12 protein-coding genes are annotated in these 17,738 nt (G+C 38.0%); 7 read left to right on the forward strand and 5 right to left on the reverse strand.

The window, feature by feature from the left end; genetic code table 11:
- Positions 1 to 94: 94 nt before the first annotated feature.
- Entirely contained in the window at positions 95 to 1,375 is a 1,281-nt protein-coding gene (locus tag MZO21_RS05320; RefSeq protein ID WP_154772204.1) for an aspartate kinase, read from the reverse strand.
- 63 nt (positions 1,376 to 1,438) lie between these two features.
- On the reverse strand, positions 1,439 to 4,132 hold the full coding sequence (gene alaS / locus MZO21_RS05325) for an alanine--tRNA ligase (RefSeq protein ID WP_171501216.1): 2,694 nt from the start codon (positions 4,130 to 4,132) through the stop codon (positions 1,439 to 1,441).
- Between the two features lie 403 nt (positions 4,133 to 4,535).
- On the opposite strand from alaS, the gene MZO21_RS05330 reads away from it, so the two are divergent.
- From MZO21_RS05330 to MZO21_RS05350, 5 genes are all read left to right on the forward strand, one after another.
- A complete protein-coding gene (locus tag MZO21_RS05330) occupies positions 4,536 to 5,564 on the forward strand; it encodes a type I glyceraldehyde-3-phosphate dehydrogenase (protein ID WP_154772203.1) in 1,029 nt (342 codons plus the stop codon).
- A 300-nt stretch (positions 5,565 to 5,864) separates the two neighbouring features.
- Positions 5,865 to 7,031, forward strand: coding sequence for an ATP phosphoribosyltransferase regulatory subunit (locus MZO21_RS05335; RefSeq protein ID WP_154772202.1), 1,167 nt, complete (start codon positions 5,865 to 5,867; stop codon positions 7,029 to 7,031).
- Positions 7,032 to 7,101: 70 nt separating this feature from the next.
- A complete protein-coding gene (locus MZO21_RS05340; RefSeq protein WP_154772201.1) occupies positions 7,102 to 8,421 on the forward strand; it encodes an adenylosuccinate synthase in 1,320 nt (439 codons plus the stop codon).
- Between the two features lie 153 nt (positions 8,422 to 8,574).
- Positions 8,575 to 8,883, forward strand: a complete 309-nt coding sequence (locus MZO21_RS05345) for a hypothetical protein (RefSeq protein WP_154772200.1) — start codon at positions 8,575 to 8,577, stop codon at positions 8,881 to 8,883.
- A 103-nt stretch (positions 8,884 to 8,986) separates the two neighbouring features.
- Positions 8,987 to 9,769, forward strand: coding sequence for a M48 family metallopeptidase (locus tag MZO21_RS05350; protein WP_154772199.1), 783 nt, complete (start codon positions 8,987 to 8,989; stop codon positions 9,767 to 9,769).
- A gap of 115 nt (positions 9,770 to 9,884) precedes the next feature.
- On the opposite strand, the gene MZO21_RS05355 is transcribed toward MZO21_RS05350, so the two are convergent.
- Together MZO21_RS05355 and crp are read right to left on the reverse strand one after the other, a co-directional pair.
- Positions 9,885 to 10,934 (reverse strand): NADP(H)-dependent aldo-keto reductase, encoded by a 1,050-nt coding sequence (locus MZO21_RS05355; RefSeq protein ID WP_154772198.1) that lies wholly within the window; start codon positions 10,932 to 10,934, stop codon positions 9,885 to 9,887.
- A 176-nt stretch (positions 10,935 to 11,110) separates the two neighbouring features.
- Positions 11,111 to 11,812: a cAMP-activated global transcriptional regulator CRP gene (gene crp, locus MZO21_RS05360; protein ID WP_154772197.1), complete on the reverse strand. Its 702-nt coding sequence runs from the start codon at positions 11,810 to 11,812 to the stop codon at positions 11,111 to 11,113.
- A gap of 145 nt (positions 11,813 to 11,957) precedes the next feature.
- Between crp and MZO21_RS05365 the strand changes: the two genes are divergently transcribed.
- Positions 11,958 to 12,380, forward strand: a complete 423-nt coding sequence (locus MZO21_RS05365; protein WP_154772196.1) for an OsmC family protein — start codon at positions 11,958 to 11,960, stop codon at positions 12,378 to 12,380.
- Between the two features lie 322 nt (positions 12,381 to 12,702).
- Positions 12,703 to 15,282 (forward strand): ATP-dependent chaperone ClpB, encoded by a 2,580-nt coding sequence (clpB, locus tag MZO21_RS05370; RefSeq protein ID WP_154772195.1) that lies wholly within the window; start codon positions 12,703 to 12,705, stop codon positions 15,280 to 15,282.
- Between the two features lie 130 nt (positions 15,283 to 15,412).
- Here the strand turns inward: clpB and rlmKL are convergent, their stop codons facing one another.
- Positions 15,413 to 17,626 (reverse strand): bifunctional 23S rRNA (guanine(2069)-N(7))-methyltransferase RlmK/23S rRNA (guanine(2445)-N(2))-methyltransferase RlmL, encoded by a 2,214-nt coding sequence (rlmKL, locus tag MZO21_RS05375; RefSeq protein ID WP_154772194.1) that lies wholly within the window; start codon positions 17,624 to 17,626, stop codon positions 15,413 to 15,415.
- Positions 17,627 to 17,738 lie beyond the last annotated feature (112 nt).

Consider the following 17,738-nt stretch of genomic DNA (forward strand, 5'->3'; position numbering starts at 1 on the left):
GTAGTTAAATATAACAGAGCCTCTAATATAAATACTAGGGGCTCTATCGGTTCTATATATAAAATTTTACAATTTGGTTAAATATACCAATTGATTAAGCACGAACGCTTGACTCACCGCTTTCACGATCTAGGTTAAATGCAGTATGAAGTGCACGTACAGCAAGTTCTAAATATTTCTCATCAATAATGACTGAAATTTTAATTTCAGACGTAGAGATCATTAGAATATTAATGCCTTCTTTTGCAAGTGCTGTAAACATTGTGCTTGCAACACCAGCATGAGAACGCATGCCAACACCTACGATTGATACTTTTACGATGTCTGAACGTGTAGCAACTTCACGTGCACCAATTTCTTTTGCTGTTGCTTCAAGAATTGATTTCGCTTTTGCTAATTCACCACGGTTAACAGTAAACGTGAAGTCAGTTGTACCGTCTTCTTCGACATTTTGTATGATCATGTCGACTTCAACATTTGCTTCACCAATAGGCGAAAGAATGTTTGAAGCAATACCTGGTAAATCTGGTACACCAAGAATAGTTAATTTTGCTTCGTCACGGTTAAACGCGATACCTGAGATAATTGGTTGTTCCATGTTGTCTTCCGCTTCAGTCGTGATTAGTGTTCCGACATTTTGTTTAAAGTCTTCGTCGAATGCGCCATCATCGTCATTATCAAAACTAGATAATACGCGTAAAGGCACTTGGTATTTGCCTGCAAATTCTACTGAACGAATTTGAAGAACTTTAGAGCCAAGAGATGCCATTTCAAGCATTTCTTCAAAAGAGATACGATCTACTTTTTTAGCTTTTGGTGCTACACGTGGATCTGTGGTGTAAACACCATCAACATCTGTGTAAATTTGGCATTCATCTGCTTTAAGCGCAGCAGCAAGTGCTACACCAGAAGTATCTGAACCACCACGACCTAAAGTTGTTGTATTGCCGTTTGAATCAAAACCTTGGAAACCAGCAACAACAATCACTTGACCTGCGTCTAAGTAGCTTGTCATTACATCTGTATCAATTGCTTCAATACGAGCTTTGGTATATGAGCTGTCAGTTTTAATACCGACTTGGCGACCAGTAAGTGATGTTGCTTTTACACCAATTGTATTCAGTGCCATCGCTAACATGGAAATCGTTACCTGTTCACCTGTAGACACCATTTGGTCTAATTCACGTGGGTCAGGGGTTTCGGTAATGGCCTTCGCTAAAGCAAGCAGACGATTGGTTTCGCCACTCATTGCAGAAACCACAACCACAATTTTGTGACCATGATCGTGCCAACGCTTCACACGACGAGCAACATTTAAAATGCGCTCGGGAGTACCCATAGAGGTACCGCCATATTTTTGAACGATTAATGCCATAGTTGTTCCATAAAAGCCATGACTCTGAATTACCTATCAGAGTCAGTTACACAAAAGGTGAAGTTATTTTGCTTCAAGCCAAGCAACTAAGCTTGCCATTACAGGTTCTAACTTCTCGTTAAGTGGCGCGCCACCTTGTGCCAAGTCAGGTTTACCACCACCTTTACCACCTAGTTCTTGACCTAAGTATTTGATGATGTCACCCGCTTTAATAGACGCAGTAAATTCTTTTGCAACAGATGAAATTAGGCTAACTTTGTCGCCATCTACACCCGCAATTACAATTACTGCATTGTCTAATTTAGATTTCACACCGTCGTGTAAGTTGCGAAGTGATTTCGCATCTGTATTTTGAACAGTTGTGATTAATGTCGAACGACCAGCAATGGTTTGAACTTGGCTTAAAAGTTCAGTTGCTTGGAAGTTTGCAAGTTTTTGATTCAATTGCTCGATTTGTTTCTGCAAGCTAGATGCAGTAGAAGCAAGGCTTTCAACTTTTTCTAAAGTTTGATCTTTCTGAGCTTTCAACAAATCATTAATTGATTGAATATCACGATCAGTTTTTTGAGTTGCTTCAATTGCTTTTGTGCCCGTAATTGCTTCAATACGACGAACACCCGCAGCAACACCACCTTCAGAAGCGATTTTGAATAAACCAATATCACCTGTACGTTTTACGTGAATACCACCACAAAGTTCGATAGAGAAGTTCTTATCTTCGCTAACAGAACCCATAGAAAGTACGCGAACTTCATCACCATATTTTTCACCGAACAACATCATTGCGCCTTTTTCTTTCGCAGCATCAATGTTTAAAAGTTCAGTTGTTACAGCAGTGTTGGCAATCACTTCGCGGTTAACAATACGTTCAATTTCTTGAAGTTGTTCAAAAGTAACAGGTTGATCATTTGCAAAGTCGAAACGTAAAAGTTCGCTTGCCACCAATGAACCTTTTTGTTGAACATGAGCACCCAATACTTGACGCAGTGCAGAATGTAACAAGTGAGTTGCAGAGTGGTTGCGTGCAGTTGCATCACGTAAATCTGCTTTTACAATTGCTTCTACAGATTGAGCAGCTTTTAAGTTGCCCATTGTCACGATACCTTGGTGTACAAATGCACCACCAGATTTTTTCGTGTCTTGAACTTCAAAAATACCTGTTTCGTTTTTGAAGATACCTGTATCACCAATTTGACCACCGCTTTCAGCATAGAAAGGAGTTTGGTTTAATACGATAAGCGCTTCGTCGCCTTCGAAAACTTCATTAACTTGTTCGCCATCTTTGTAGATAGCAACAATTTGACCTTGACCTTGAGTTGCATCGTAGCCATCAAATTGAGTTTCGCCTTCTACATTTACAATTGAGTTGTAATCGATAGCGAATTTACCAGCATCACGTGCGCGTTGACGTTGAGCTGCCATTTCAACTTCGAAACCAGCTTCATCAATTGTTAAATCACGTTCACGTGCAATATCGGCAGTTAAGTCTGTTGGGAAACCGTAAGTATCGTAAAGTTTAAATACTGTTTCGCCAGGAATAACATTGCCTTTAAGATTCGCAAGTTCGCCTTCAAGCAATTTCAAACCTTGCTCTAAAGTTTTAGCGAATTGTTCTTCTTCTTTTAGAAGTTGAGCTTCAATACGTGTTTTTTGAGCTTCAAGTTCAGGATATGCAGCGCCCATTACATTAATTAATGGTTGAAGCATTTTGTGGAAGAATGAACCTGTAGCGCCAAGTTTATTACCATGACGAACTGCACGACGAATAATACGACGCAGTACATAACCACGACCTTCGTTAGAAGGGTTTACGCCATCTGCAATTAAGAAGCAGCATGAACGTGCATGGTCAGCAACAACTTTAAGAGAAGCAGGGTATTCAACAGGTTTATTTTCTGCTTGTGCTTTTGCTTCAAGTTCAGAAGTATCTAAACCAATGATTTGCGCAGCATCTTTAAGTAAGTTTTGGAATAGATCAATTTCGTAGTTCGAGTTTACGTGTTGTAAAACTGCAGAAATACGTTCTAAGCCCATACCTGTATCTACAGATGGAGCTGGAAGAGGGTGTAATACGCCATCAGCAGTACGGTTAAACTGCATGAATACGTTGTTCCAAATTTCAATGAAACGGTCGCCATCTTCTTCAGGCGTGCCTGGTAAGCCACCCCAAATATGATCGCCATGGTCAAAGAAAATTTCAGAACAAGGACCACAAGGACCAGTATCGCCCATTGCCCAGAAGTTATCTGATGCGTATTTTTCGCCTTTGTTATCACCAATACGGATAATGCGAGAAGCATCTAGCCCAATTTCTTTGTTCCAGATATCAAAAGCTTCGTCATCTGTGTGGTAAACAGTGGCATATAATTTGTCTTTTGGAAGAGCTAACCATTGCTCAGAAGTTAAGAAATCCCAAGCGAATTTAATTGCATCGCGTTTGAAATAATCGCCAAACGAGAAGTTACCTAACATTTCAAAGAAAGTATGGTGGCGTGCTGTATAACCAACGTTATCTAAGTCGTTGTGTTTACCGCCTGCACGTACACATTTTTGTGAAGATGTTGCGCGAACATAATCACGTTTTTCCAAACCAAGGAAACAGTCTTTAAACTGGTTCATACCTGCATTTGTGAATAATAAAGTCGGGTCGTTGGCGGGTACTAGTGAACTCGACGCGACACGTGTATGCCCTTGCGATTCAAAGTAACGCAAAAATGCTTCACGAATTTCAGCTGATGTCATAAAACGAGTACTCACAACCAAGTCACTCCATAGATTTTGTATTGGCTAATGTGTAACTGCATAAATTCATCTAAAAATGATTCACCACAGTACACGCGGGCTTAAAATTTTAAAACGCCAAATTATAACGGAAAATATACGTCTCACCAATGATTTTAAGGTCTTTTGGTGACATTTCTATTTAAAGCTTAGTTTTATACAAGGTTTGTGAAAATTGATAAAGACAAGAATGAAGAAAACGCTTTAAATGTATAAAATTCTCGTTATTTCGCTACGTTATATTGCATGAAAGTTTAATTTTTTATAAATCAATTTTACTGACTTGTAATAAACTTAGAATTTATATCTGTAATGTGCCGAAATCTATTAACATAATAGAAGTAGTGATAATATTTCACATGAAGTAAAGGGTCTTTTCATGCAACAAGTGGCGATAAATGGATTTGGTCGAATTGGACGCAATGTATTGCGTGCATGGTTTGAAAATCCTAAAGATTTTGCATTTGAAATTGTTGCAATTAATGATGTTGCAGATGTAGAAACCCTTATTCACTTATTTAAGTACGATACAACTCATGGTCGTTTTCAGGGGAATGTTGAGCTGTGTTATATCGATCAACAAGCGTATTTACAAATTTCCGCAGGCAATGCGAAGTTAAATGTTCAGGTACATAATTGCGAAGACCCAGAACAATTGCCTTGGGAAAAACTAAATATAGATGTTGTTTTAGAATGCACAGGATTATTCCGTTCTCGCCAAGCTGCAACTAAGCATCTTACAGCAGGGGCAAAGCGTGTGATTATTGGCGCTGCACCATTTGATACTGTAGATGCTGCAATTGTGTATGGTGTAAATCATCATGAAGTTAAAGCATCTGACCAAATTATTTCAGGCGTTTCTTGTACTACGCAGGCTTTAGTGCCTTTAGTTAAAATTTTGGATGATGTTTTTGGTATAGATACCGCACTCATGACTGAAATTCATGCCGTAACAGCAGATCAGTCTGTGTTAGATCATGCGCATCGCGATTTGCGACGTGCGCGTGCTTCGGGGCAAAATATTATTCCAACAACATCTTCAGCTTTGGGTGCGCTTAAACGTGTAATGCCTAAAATGGAAAATCGAATAGATGGTTATTCTATTCGTGTACCTACGATTAATGTTGCAGCCATCGATTTAACGTTTATTTCGCAAACAGACATTAATTCACAAATGGTGAATGATGCTTTGGTACATGCGGCACGCTATGATTATGCAGAAATTATGCAAGTCACAGATGAAGCTTTGGTTTCAAGTGATTTTAATCATTCACCATATTCATTAATTGTCGATTTAACCCAAACAATGGTGGTGGGTAAGCAAGCGAAGGTTTTTGCTTGGTATGACAACGAGTGGGGCTATGCAAATCGTTTATTAGATTTGTGTGAATCTTTTACACAAAGTTGAAATAAATAGATGGTGTATAAAATTAGTAACTACTAAGATGAAAAAACAAGTGTTTTTAGCAGCGCTTAAAGCAGGTATTTTACATTTTTAAATAGTTTTGAAACTGTCTTAAACTTGATTTGAAATATAGGCTTAACTTAAATAATTTTATGATTTGTTTAAAATAGAAATTATTCCTGCTGAAAATTAAAAAAGTCGATGCACAGCTAAAACTAACGTGCTAGACTTAGAGAAATCGGGTGTGTTCCCGATTTTTTTATGCGGATTCGTTCCGCGCTTACAAGTATTTAGGTTTGCAACATGCCCATTTCAGAGACATGGTTATTACCTGATGGTGTAGCTGATGTATTACCAGAGCAAGCGCAAGTCATTGAAACTTTGCGCCGTGACGCATTGGATTTCCTCGCATCTCGAGGATATCAATTGGTGTACACGCCTTTCATCGAATACATAGAATCTCTATCTTCTCTTTCAGAATCGAATCAAGATTTAGACTTAGCCACTTTTAAAGTGATCGATCAGCTATCTGGTCGTTTACTTGGTGTGCGTGCCGATATGACACCACAAGTGGCTCGTATTGATGCGCATGTACATCAAGTGCAAGGTATTGCTCGTTACTGCTACGCAGGAACAGTTTTACACACTAAACCACAAGGGTTTAATACCACACGCGCACCACTACAATTGGGTGCAGAGCTTTTTGGTTCAGATAGTATCGATGCAGACGTTGAAATGATCGATGTGATGCTGAACTTGCTTAAAACGGCTGGTTTTGACCGTGGTATTCATTTAGATATTGGTCATGTTGGCTTATTCCGTAGTTTGGTAAAACATGCAGGATTAAGTAAATCAACAGAAAATCAATTGTCTGATTTATATCAGCGTAAAGCATTGCCAGAGCTTGCAGAATTTACGCAAGACATTAAGTTTGGTACAGACTTCTATACATTAGGTCGTTTCTCAAGTGATCTAGATGCATTGCAAGCAAACTTAAGTGCAGAACTTCTTGCAGATGAAGCATTTAAGCAAGCATTTGATGCATTGCTTACAACGAAGTCTGAAATTCAGGCACGCTGGCCAAATTTAGATATTGGTATAGATGTTGTTGAACTACGTTCATATCATTATCACACTGGTTTAATGTATGCAGTGTATGCACCAAATCGTGCCGCACCTGTAGCACAAGGTGGTCGATACGATGGTATTGGCGAACACTTTGGTCGTGCGCGTCCAGCAACAGGATTCTCTTGTGACTTATATGCACTGTGTGCAGGTCAATTCAAGAAAATTGAAAAAGTTGTAGCGCCAAAAGGTACAAATAAAGATTTGCTTACAGCAATTGAAAATGCACGCGCACAAGGCTTAAGTGTAATTCAATTGTTAGGTAACGATGATTTAAACTCTGTTCCGTATGCAACTCACCAAATGGTGAATACTGCGGGTGAGTGGAAAATCGAAAAAATTTAATCGCAGAACTGAATGTTCATGTCATTCGGTTTTGTTCTCAATTTTAACAGCATGATGTAATGAGGCTATTATGGGCAAGAATGTTGTGGTACTTGGTACCCAATGGGGCGACGAAGGTAAAGGTAAAATCGTCGACCTGCTCACAGATCAAGCGACTGCGGTTGTACGTTATCAAGGCGGACATAATGCGGGTCATACTCTCGTGGTTGGTGGTAAGAAAACTGTATTACACCTCATTCCATCTGGTATTTTACGTGAAAACGTACTGTGCTTAATTGGTAATGGTGTTGTACTTTCACCTGAAGCGCTTATTAAAGAGATGGCTATTTTAGAGCAGGAAGGCGTACCTGTTAAAGAACGTCTACGTATTTCTCCAAACTGTCCTTTAATTTTGCCTAACCACATTGCACTTGACCAAGCGCGTGAGAAAAAACGTGGTAATGCGAAAATTGGTACTACAGGTCGTGGTATTGGTCCAGCTTACGAAGATAAAGTTGCGCGCCGTGCAGTACGTGTTGCTGACTTAGTTCGTGGTGGTGATCATCTTAAAGCTCAATTAGAAGAGCTTCTTGAATACCATAACTTCCAATTAACTCAATTCTACGGTGTAGAAGCAGTTAAATTAGAAGACGTACTTGCGCTTTGCGATGAGTGGCGTGAAGTTGTTGCACCATTAGTGATTGATGTAACAGGTGAACTTCATAAGTACCGTAAAGCGGGCGACAACATCATGTTTGAAGGTGCTCAAGGCTCACTTCTTGATGTTGACCACGGTACATATCCGTATGTAACTTCTTCAAATACAACTGCTGGTGGCGTAAGCTCTGGTTCAGGTCTTGGTCCATTGCACCTTGACTATGTATTGGGTATTACTAAAGCGTACACAACTCGTGTAGGTGCAGGTCCATTCCCAACAGAATTGGTTTACGATGCTGCTAACGATGTTGGTGATGCAATTGGTAAACACCTTGGTACTGTAGGTTCTGAGTTTGGTGCTTCTACTGGTCGTCAACGCCGTTGTGGTTGGTTCGATGCAGAAATTCTACGTCGTTCTGTAGAAGTAAACTCACTTTCAGGTATTTGCTTAACTAAGCTAGACGTTCTAGATGGCTTAAAAGAGATTAAAATCTGTGTAGGTTATGAAGCTGCTGACTCTGGTTGTGTAGGTTCTTCTGATGCGCTTGCATTTGAAACTTTAAAACCAATTTACGAAACAATGCCGGGTTGGACAGAATCTACTTTTGGTGCTAAATCTTTAGACCAATTGCCAGAAGCTGCAATCAACTACATTAAACGTATTGAGCAGTTAATCGAATGTCCAATCGACATCGTTTCTACTGGTCCAGATCGTGACGAAACTATCGTACTTCGTCATCCATTTGATGCTTAATTTATTGCATTAAATTGATCGAAAAGCCCTGTATTATGCAGGGCTTTTTTTATAGCTAAGTAAAATAACCGACTAAAGTTGCAAGTTGTATTGCTATGCAAATTTTAAACAATTGCTACAATACAAAAATTCATAAATATTGAGACATGCAGGATGCAGAACAATATCGGCAGCACTATTTTCTATTCGTTTTTATTTGCAATGGGTGGGGCACCTACAATTGCGATGTTGCTTATAAAAACACAGCAGCTTGATGAAGCGGTTTTTTATCAGGTGTTTATAGGTTTAAGTGTGATGATTGCTTGTGTATTGGTTCCAATTATTTTAATTCAAAATACATATTTGCTCTTTAAAAGAAAAAATTCTGTGTTAGAACAAAAAATTAAGCCACTAAGTAAGTTTTACTTTGTACTTAATGCACTTTGTTTAGTGTTTTGGCTTACTATTCAATTTATGCTTTAATTCAAATAAAAAATTAATACGAAATATAATGAAAAGCAGTTGAATATTCTTTTTCATGCTGCATCAATTCACTATAATGGCGAAAATAGATGGAGACATTAGAATGAATAAAAAATTGTGGATGGCATTATGTGCTTCTAGCGTAGTTACAATTTCAGGTTGTGCAACATTTGCAGAAATGGCTGGTGCAAACACTGCAACTTTAAATGCTGTTGCAACTGAAGGTTTTAATAAAACTTTAACTGAAGCGCGTTCAAAAAATACTTTAGATACATCATCTTCGGTTTATAAGCGCGTTAATGCTGCTTTTGTGAACTTGAAGCCTTACGCAGATCAAATGAATCAAACTGGGGTGAAGTTTAACTGGCAATTGGCTGTGTTGAAGTCTGACCAAGTAAATGCTTATGTTGCACCAGGTGGCAAAGTTGTATTTTATACTGGTATTGTAACTAAGCTTAATCTTACAGATGCTGAAATTGCGGCAATTATGGGTCATGAAATGATTCATGCTTTAGAAGAGCATTCTAAGCAAAAAATTGGTGCTCAAGCTTTAACAGATTTAGCATTAGGCATTGGTTTAAGTGCTGCAGGTGCAGGGCAAGGTGCAGCAGCGGCAGCGCAGTTAGGCAGTCAAATTGGTGTGGGTTTACCATATTCACGTAGTTTAGAAAGCCGTGCCGATGAAGGTGGTTTAATGCTAATGGCGCGTGCGGGTTATCAACCTCAAGCAGCTATTACATTGTGGGAAAAAATGCAGAAACATTCAGGTGGAAGTAATTCGGCATTTTTATCAACTCACCCATCAAATGCTCAGCGTATTCAGGCAATGCGTGAAAACTTGCCTGCTGCACAAGCAATTTATCAACAAAGTGCAATTAAGCGTTAATTGTTTTTATGTAAAAAGGATGCTTATGCATCCTTTTTTATTTTTGGGTTACTGTATTTTTAATTCAAATTTTGTACTGTTCTAAAAATAGATTAAAGCAGTGCTTAATTTATTTTTAGGGAGCGGGGTTCGGTTGCTGTTTGTGAATAGCTTCAATTCCTTTAAGAACATCTTCAGATAAATTGACATCGAAAGCATCAATATTTTCTTTAAGCTGCCCTAAATTTGTTGCGCCAATAATTGTAGAGCTTACAAAGAATTGTTGTTTAATGAATGCCAATGCAAGCTGAGTTAATGTTAAACCATGTTGTTCTGCAAGCTGTGCGTACTGTTCTGTTGCCCATTCACTTTCGGGGTTGGTGTAGCGGCTAAAACGTGAAAAGCGTGTTACGCGTGCATTCTCTGGGCGTGCGCCGTTGCGAAATTTACCTGTTAAATAGCCAAATGCAAGTGGAGAGTAGGCAAGTAAGCCTATACCTTCATACTTTGCAATTTCAGACATACCAATTTCGTAGGTTCTATTTAATAAACTATAGGGGTTTTGAACACTTACAAATTTTTCCAAGCCTAGTTTTTCTGCTAAGTGTAAAAATTTCATTGTTCCCCAAGGTGTTTCATTCGATAAACCAATATAACGAATACGACCTTTTTTAATTTCATCTTGTAATGCGAAAAGTGTTTCTTCTAATGCTGTTACTTCTTTGGTATTTTCAGCTTCTTCATTGGTATAGCCGAGTTTTCCAAAAAAGTTTGTTGGGCGTTCTGGCCAATGCAATTGATAAAGGTCAATATAATCTGTTTGAAGGCGCTTTAAGTTTCCATCTAATGCAGATGAAATATCCGATGCATTAAAGCGTGTTTCGCCATTACGAATATAACGTCCACCTTGTGAAGGACCTGCAATTTTAGAGGCAATAAAAAGCTTGTCTCGTCCACTATTTTGTTGAATCCAATTGCCAATAATTTGTTCTGTTGAACCTTGAGTTTCTGGCTTAGGTGGAACTGGATACATTTCCGCAGTATCCCAAAAATATAGACCACGGTCTAAAGCATAATCAAGTTGTTGAAATGCTTCTGCTTGAGTATTTTGTTCACCAAAAGTCATGGTGCCTAAACAAATTTCAGGTAAAAGAATACCTGTATTAGCAAGTGGTCGAAATTGCATGTGAAATGGCTCTTAATAAACTTAGATATAGTTTTAAGCTTCTAGGTGAGTAGACGCAAGTTATATATTGAAATCATTCATTGTAAAAAGTTTATGAAATATTGATCTGAGAAAATTTAGATATAAAAAAAGCAAATCATGTGATTTGCTTTTTTTAACTTATTTAGATCAGATTCTTATTGTTCAGCATCTGCATAAGCATCTTCAACTGCTTCTAAAGAAGCATCGAAGATTAAAATTGCTTTACCATCAGTTTCGATCATGCCTTGTTCTTCTAATGTTTTAAGAACACGACCAACCATTTCACGTGAACAACCTACAATGCGACCAATTTCTTGACGTGTAATGCGGATTTGACGACCATTCGGTAAAATCATCGCCTCAGGCTGAGATGAAAGGTCAATCAAACAACGTGCAATACGACCAGACACATCAATAAATGCTAAGTCAGTTACTTTACGTGTAGTATTTTTTAAGCGACGAACTAATTGAGCAAATACTGCATAGCTTAAGTCAGGATATTGCTTGCTAAGTTCATGGAAGTTTTCGTAAGTCACTTCGGCAATTTCACAAACGTCACGTGTGCGAACTTCTGCAGTACGTTGTGGATTTGATTCGAATAGACCCATTTCCCCAAAAAAGTCCCCAGGATTCAAATACGCAACAACAATTTCACGGTCATCATCTTCACGAAGAATGATTGATACAGAACCTTTAAGAATTAAGTATAAAGATTTAGATTCTGACCCCGAGTCAATAATTGTTGTACGTTTAGGATAACGATTAATATATGCACGTTTTAGTAATGCTTTAACTGAGTCAGGCAATTGACCCGGAGAAAGGGCATCGGTGCTTAGTTGTGAAAAATTTGAAGTCATACTAACAGTTCCGAAAATGGATAAATATTAGATCGCACAAGATCTAGTATGAACGTGCTACACAAGGGCTGAAATTCCGTATCAACCCAAATTATGTTAGTGTACAGGTACACTGTAAATTTATAGCTTTTTTTAGGGACTTGCAATGCAAACAAGCGTTCATTGGTTAGAGAATGTTGCTTTCGAGGCAAAATCGGATAGCGGTCACACAATTGTAATGGATGGTTCACCTGAATATGGTGGTGAAAACCGAGGACCACGTCCCATGGAGCTTATATTAATGGGGCTTGGTGGTTGTGCTTCATTCGATATTGTGACTATTTTGAAGAAATCTCGCCAAGATGTGACCAATGTTGTATGTCAGTTAAAAGCAGATCGTGCCGATACAATCCCGGCTGTATTTACTAAAATTCACTTGCATTTTGTTGTGTCAGGTCGTGCAGTTAAAGAGAAGCAGGTCGCAAAAGCAGTTGAACTTTCGGCTGAAAAATACTGTTCGGCTAGCAAAATGTTATCAGATGGTGGCGTAATTATTAGTCACGATTTTGAGATTATTGAAGTTGAATAATCTGAATTGTAAATTTTTGTAAAGATTTTAAAAGATCGATTTTTAATCGGTCTTTTTTTTGATTTGAATAAAATTTTAAAATGAACAAATAAGTAGGAAAACTAAAAAAATAGGTGAATTTGATATTAATTTTTAGATTTAACCTTGAAATAAAGCAATAAAACACCCATATTATAACTGTAATATTTGTCTTTAATTTTAAATTAAATATTTGAAAAATATAAATAAAAATATAAATAAAAATATTAAAAAAAGATTTGAAATTCTCTAAAGTATCTCCATATAAGGTTTAAGTAAAAATTTGTTGTGAGGTAAAACAAGAATGCGTTTTGAAAAATTTACAAATCGCCTGCAGCAATCTTTGTCAGATGCTCAATCTTTAGCTATGGGTAAAGATCATACATCTATAGATGGTATTCATATTTTAGCAATGTTATTGGAAGAAGCTTCTAACCTTAGCTTATTGCAACAAGCAGGTGCGAATCTTCCTGAATTGAAAAAGAAATTACAGCAGGCATTAACAGATGCACCAACTTTGGCAAACCCGACAGGTGATCTGCATTTAAGTCCAGATGCTGTAAAAATATTAAATTTAGCAGATAGTTATGCACAAAAAGCAGGTGATGAGTTTGTTTCGACAGATTGGGTCATGCTTGCACTTGTAGAAGTGAGCTTAACTAAATCGTTATTAACAAGTGTTGGCGTAAATAAAGATAACTTACGTAGTGCAATTGAAAAAATTAGAGGGAATGACAAAGTGATGAGCAATAATCATGAAGATCAACGTGATTCACTCAGCAAATACACAATCGATTTAACAGAGCGTGCCGCTGCAGGGAAATTAGATCCTGTAATTGGTCGTGATGATGAAATTCGTCGTACTGTTCAAGTATTGTCACGTCGTACAAAAAACAATCCTGTGCTTATTGGTGAGCCGGGTGTAGGTAAAACTGCCATTGTTGAAGGTTTGGCACAACGTATTATTAATCGTGAAGTGCCTGAAAGCTTACAAGGGATGCGAGTTTTATCTTTAGATTTAGGTTCATTACTTGCTGGTGCAAAATTCCGTGGCGAATTTGAAGAGCGCTTAAAAGCTGTTTTAAATGATCTTGCGAAACAAGATGGTGAAGTGATTCTATTTATTGATGAATTACACACGCTTGTAGGTGCCGGTAAGAGTGAAGGTGCAATGGATGCGGGTAATATGCTTAAACCTGCATTGGCACGCGGTGAGCTTCGCTGTGTAGGTGCAACAACGCTTGATGAATATCGTCAATATATTGAAAAAGATGCAGCACTTGAACGTCGTTTCCAAAAAGTTCAGGTCGATGAACCCTCTGTTGAAGATACAGTGGCAATTTTACGTGGCTTAAAAGAGCGCTATGAAGTCCATCATGGTGTGAAAATTTTAGACTCTGCAATTATTGCTGCTGCAAAAATGTCGCATCGCTATATTACAGACCGTCAATTGCCTGACAAAGCCATCGACTTAATTGATGAAGCTGCGTCACGTATTAAAATGGAATTGGATTCAAAACCAGAGCCATTAGATAAGCTTGAACGTCGTTTAATTCAGTTAAAGCTTCAACTTGAAGCTGTGAAAAAAGATGAAGATGCAGGCAGTAAAGCTGAAATTAATCATCTTGAAAAACAAATTGATGAAGTACAAAAAGAATATAGCGACTTAGAGGAAATTTGGATTGCTGAAAAACGCTTAGTCCAGGGCGATCAACAAACTCAAGCAGAGCTAGATCAAGCACGTATTGCATTGCAAAAAGCACAACGTGAAAATGATTTATCTGAAATGGCACGTATTCAATATGGTGTGATTCCTGAACTTGAAAAACGTTTAAGTGAAGAGGAGGCAAATGAAGATAAGCCTGAGCCTAAACTTTTACGTAATAAAGTGACTGACAACGAAATTGCAGAAGTTGTAAGTGCTGCAACAGGTATTCCTGTAGCAAAAATGATGCAAGGCGAACGTGAAAAACTTCTTCAAATGGAAGACTTTTTACATAAACGTGTTGTTGGTCAAAGTGAAGCGGTTGTTGCTGTATCGAATGCGGTACGTCGTTCACGTGCAGGTTTATCTGATCCGAACCGTCCAAGTGGTTCATTCTTATTCCTTGGGCCAACAGGTGTGGGTAAAACTGAGTTAACCAAAGCACTTGCGAACTTCTTATTTGATAGTGATGATGCAATGATTCGTATCGACATGTCTGAATTTATGGAAAAGCACAGTGTAAGCCGTTTGGTGGGTGCGCCTCCGGGTTATGTGGGTTATGAAGAAGGTGGTGTATTAACTGAAGCTGTACGTCGTAAGCCATATAGCGTGGTGTTATTTGACGAAGTGGAAAAAGCACATCCAGATGTATTTAATATTTTACTTCAGGTACTTGATGATGGACGCTTAACAGACTCGCAAGGTCGTGTGGTGGACTTTAGAAATACTGTAATTGTAATGACATCAAACTTAGGTTCACAAGATGTGCGTGAATTGGGTGATGGTGCATCGGAAGATGAAGTACGTGCGGTAGTTATGGGTGCTGTGAATCAACACTTCCGTCCAGAGTTTATTAACCGTATTGATGAGTTAGTGATTTTCCATTCGTTGAAAAAATCACAAATTCGTGGCATTGCAGATATTCAGTTGGATCGTTTACGCAGTCGTCTGGCGGAACGTGATTTAAGCTTAACTGTAGATGACACTGCATTTGATTTATTGATTGATGCTGGATTTGATCCAATTTATGGTGCGCGTCCATTGAAACGTGCAATTCAACAGAAAATTGAAAATCCACTTGCTCAAAAAATCTTAGCAGCGGACTTTATTGCAGGTGACACTATTCTTGTTCATTCGAATGAAGGTCACTTAAGTTTTGAGAAATTGAAACTTAACTAATCTAAAGTTTGTTGATATCTTTTAAATAGTTACTAACCAAAAGTATGTTTATTCAATTAAATGTACTTTTATGAAAATAAAAAAACCGAGCCAAGGCTCGGTTTTTTTATTTAAAGCAAAAACTTAATGATTAATTCTGCTCGTTTTGTGGGTGAGAAATTTTCCACGCACGGTGAATTTTTGTATTACGTTTAAAGTCTGGACCAATGGTTTCATTTGAAATTTCTTGAACATCGTAGAATGCTAAGATTTCTTCATCCATTTCAAAACCGCGGTAGTTATTCGAGAAGTATAAAGTACCGTCAGTTGTTAAGCGGTTCATTGCACGTTTAAGTAATGACAAATGGTCACGTTGAACGTCAAAAGTACCGTAGAACTTTTTAGAGTTAGAGAAAGTAGGTGGGTCAATGAAGATTAATTCATATTGCTCATGACCTTCTTTCAACCATTCGAAACAGTCGCTTGCAAAGAATTGATGCTGTTCATCTGGATGATCTACAGTTAAACCATTTAGTACAAAGTTTTCTTTAGACCAGTTTAGGTATGTATTCGACAAATCGACACTTGTAGTGCTAGCAGCGCCACCTAAAGCAGCGTGTAAGCTTGCTGTAGATGTGTAGCTATACAAGTTTAAAACGTGTTTGCCTTTTGCTTCAGCAGCAATACGTAAGCGCATTTGACGATGATCGAGGAATAAACCTGTATCTAAATAGTCAGTTAAGTTCACTAAAATTTTAGCTTTGCCTTCTTGCACAATAAAGCGCTTAGATGCAGTACTTTGTTTTGTGTACTGAGTTTTACCTTCTTGGCGAGCACGCGTTTTAATGAAAATAGCGTCACGACCTAAACCAGTTACAGAGCGAATTGCAAGTAAAGCAAGATTGAAACGACGTTTTGCTTTTTCAGGATCAATTTGTTTTGGTGGTGCATATTCTTGAACGTGTAAACGATCGCCATATAAATCGACAGCAACATTAAAGTCAGGTAAATCTGCATCGTATAAACGTAAGCAGTAAATGCCTTCTTTTACAGCCCATTTTTTAAGGTTCTGCATGTTCTTTGTTAGGCGGTTTGCAAACTCCATTGCACCTTCAATTTCTTCAAATTGACGAGGTTGCCATTCTTCTAAGAAAGGCTTGCTCACAGGAGCAGGTTTTACAGTACCAAAACGAATGTAAATTGGTAATTTACCATTCATTAAACGCAGAATTTGCGGATCGTTGAATGCAAGAACGTCTGCTTGTTCAACTTGTGATGCAATAACGGCAGCAGATTGATTTGGGAAATGCTTTTGTAATAAAGCAGATAAACCTAAATACAATGCTTTATTAGATGCTTTTTCACCTAAACGCTCACCATAAGGAGGGTTAGTTACAACAAATGAAACTTTGCCTTCATTTTCGAAATTAGGCCAATCTGCAAGCGTACGTTCTTCAATTTGAATTTGATCTAAAATAGATTCAAAACCCGCAGCAATAATGTTTTGCTTCGTTGCTTTTACTGCTTCCCAGTCTGCGTCAAATGCATAGAATTTTGGTAATTGTTTTTCAAGCGCAGCAGCATGACGTTCAGCAGCTTCAGCTTTAATTGACATCCAAAGTTCATGGTTATGACCATTCCAACCATTAAAGCCGAAACGACGTACTAAACCAGGCGCACGATCAGTCAAAATGAATAATGATTCAATAATGAATGTTCCTGAACCGCACATTGGGTCAAGAATGATGTCTGGATTTTTTTCTGCAAGTTTTGCTTTATGTAAAATTGCTGCTGCAAGGTTTTCTTTAATCGGGGCATCTGTCATAAAACGACGATAGCCACGTTTATGTAAAGAATCACCAGATAAATCTAGGCAATACGTATGCTCAGTTTTACCTGCAAGAATGAACATTGTAATTTCAGGTTGTTTTGTATCGATGCTTGGACGTTTGCCCACAGCTTCCATAAACGAGTCAACAACACCATCTTTTGCACGTAAAGTTGCAAATTGCGTATTTACCTTAATGTCACGTTCTACGTGTAAACGAATAGCAAAGGTACTTTGTGGTGCAAAAATAAGCGACCAATCGAAGCTAATTGCACCTTCATAAAGCTCTTCTGCAACATCACGAGCATCATGTGAAAATTCAATTTCATGTGTATGAATAGGCATAAGTACACGTGAAGCTAAACGTGACCACATGCAAACACGGTATGCGTTTTCTAAATTGCCTTGGAAAATTAATCGACCAGGTAGACGTTCAATATTTTGAATACCTAAACCTTCCATTTCTTCTTGGAGTAAGGTTTCAAGTCCATCTGCACAGGTAACCCAATATGTAGAAAGACGGGGTTTCGAATTCATGTAAATTTCCAAAAGCAAAAAAGCAATCTACTATTTTAACGTATTTTCATGCTTTTGGGCTGATCTACAAGTGAAGATATGTAGGAAAATTAGAGTCTAGTGATTTTTAAAT

Origin of the sequence: Acinetobacter portensis, assembly GCF_023158935.1 — a bacterium.
Lineage (GTDB): Bacteria > Pseudomonadota > Gammaproteobacteria > Pseudomonadales > Moraxellaceae > Acinetobacter > Acinetobacter faecalis.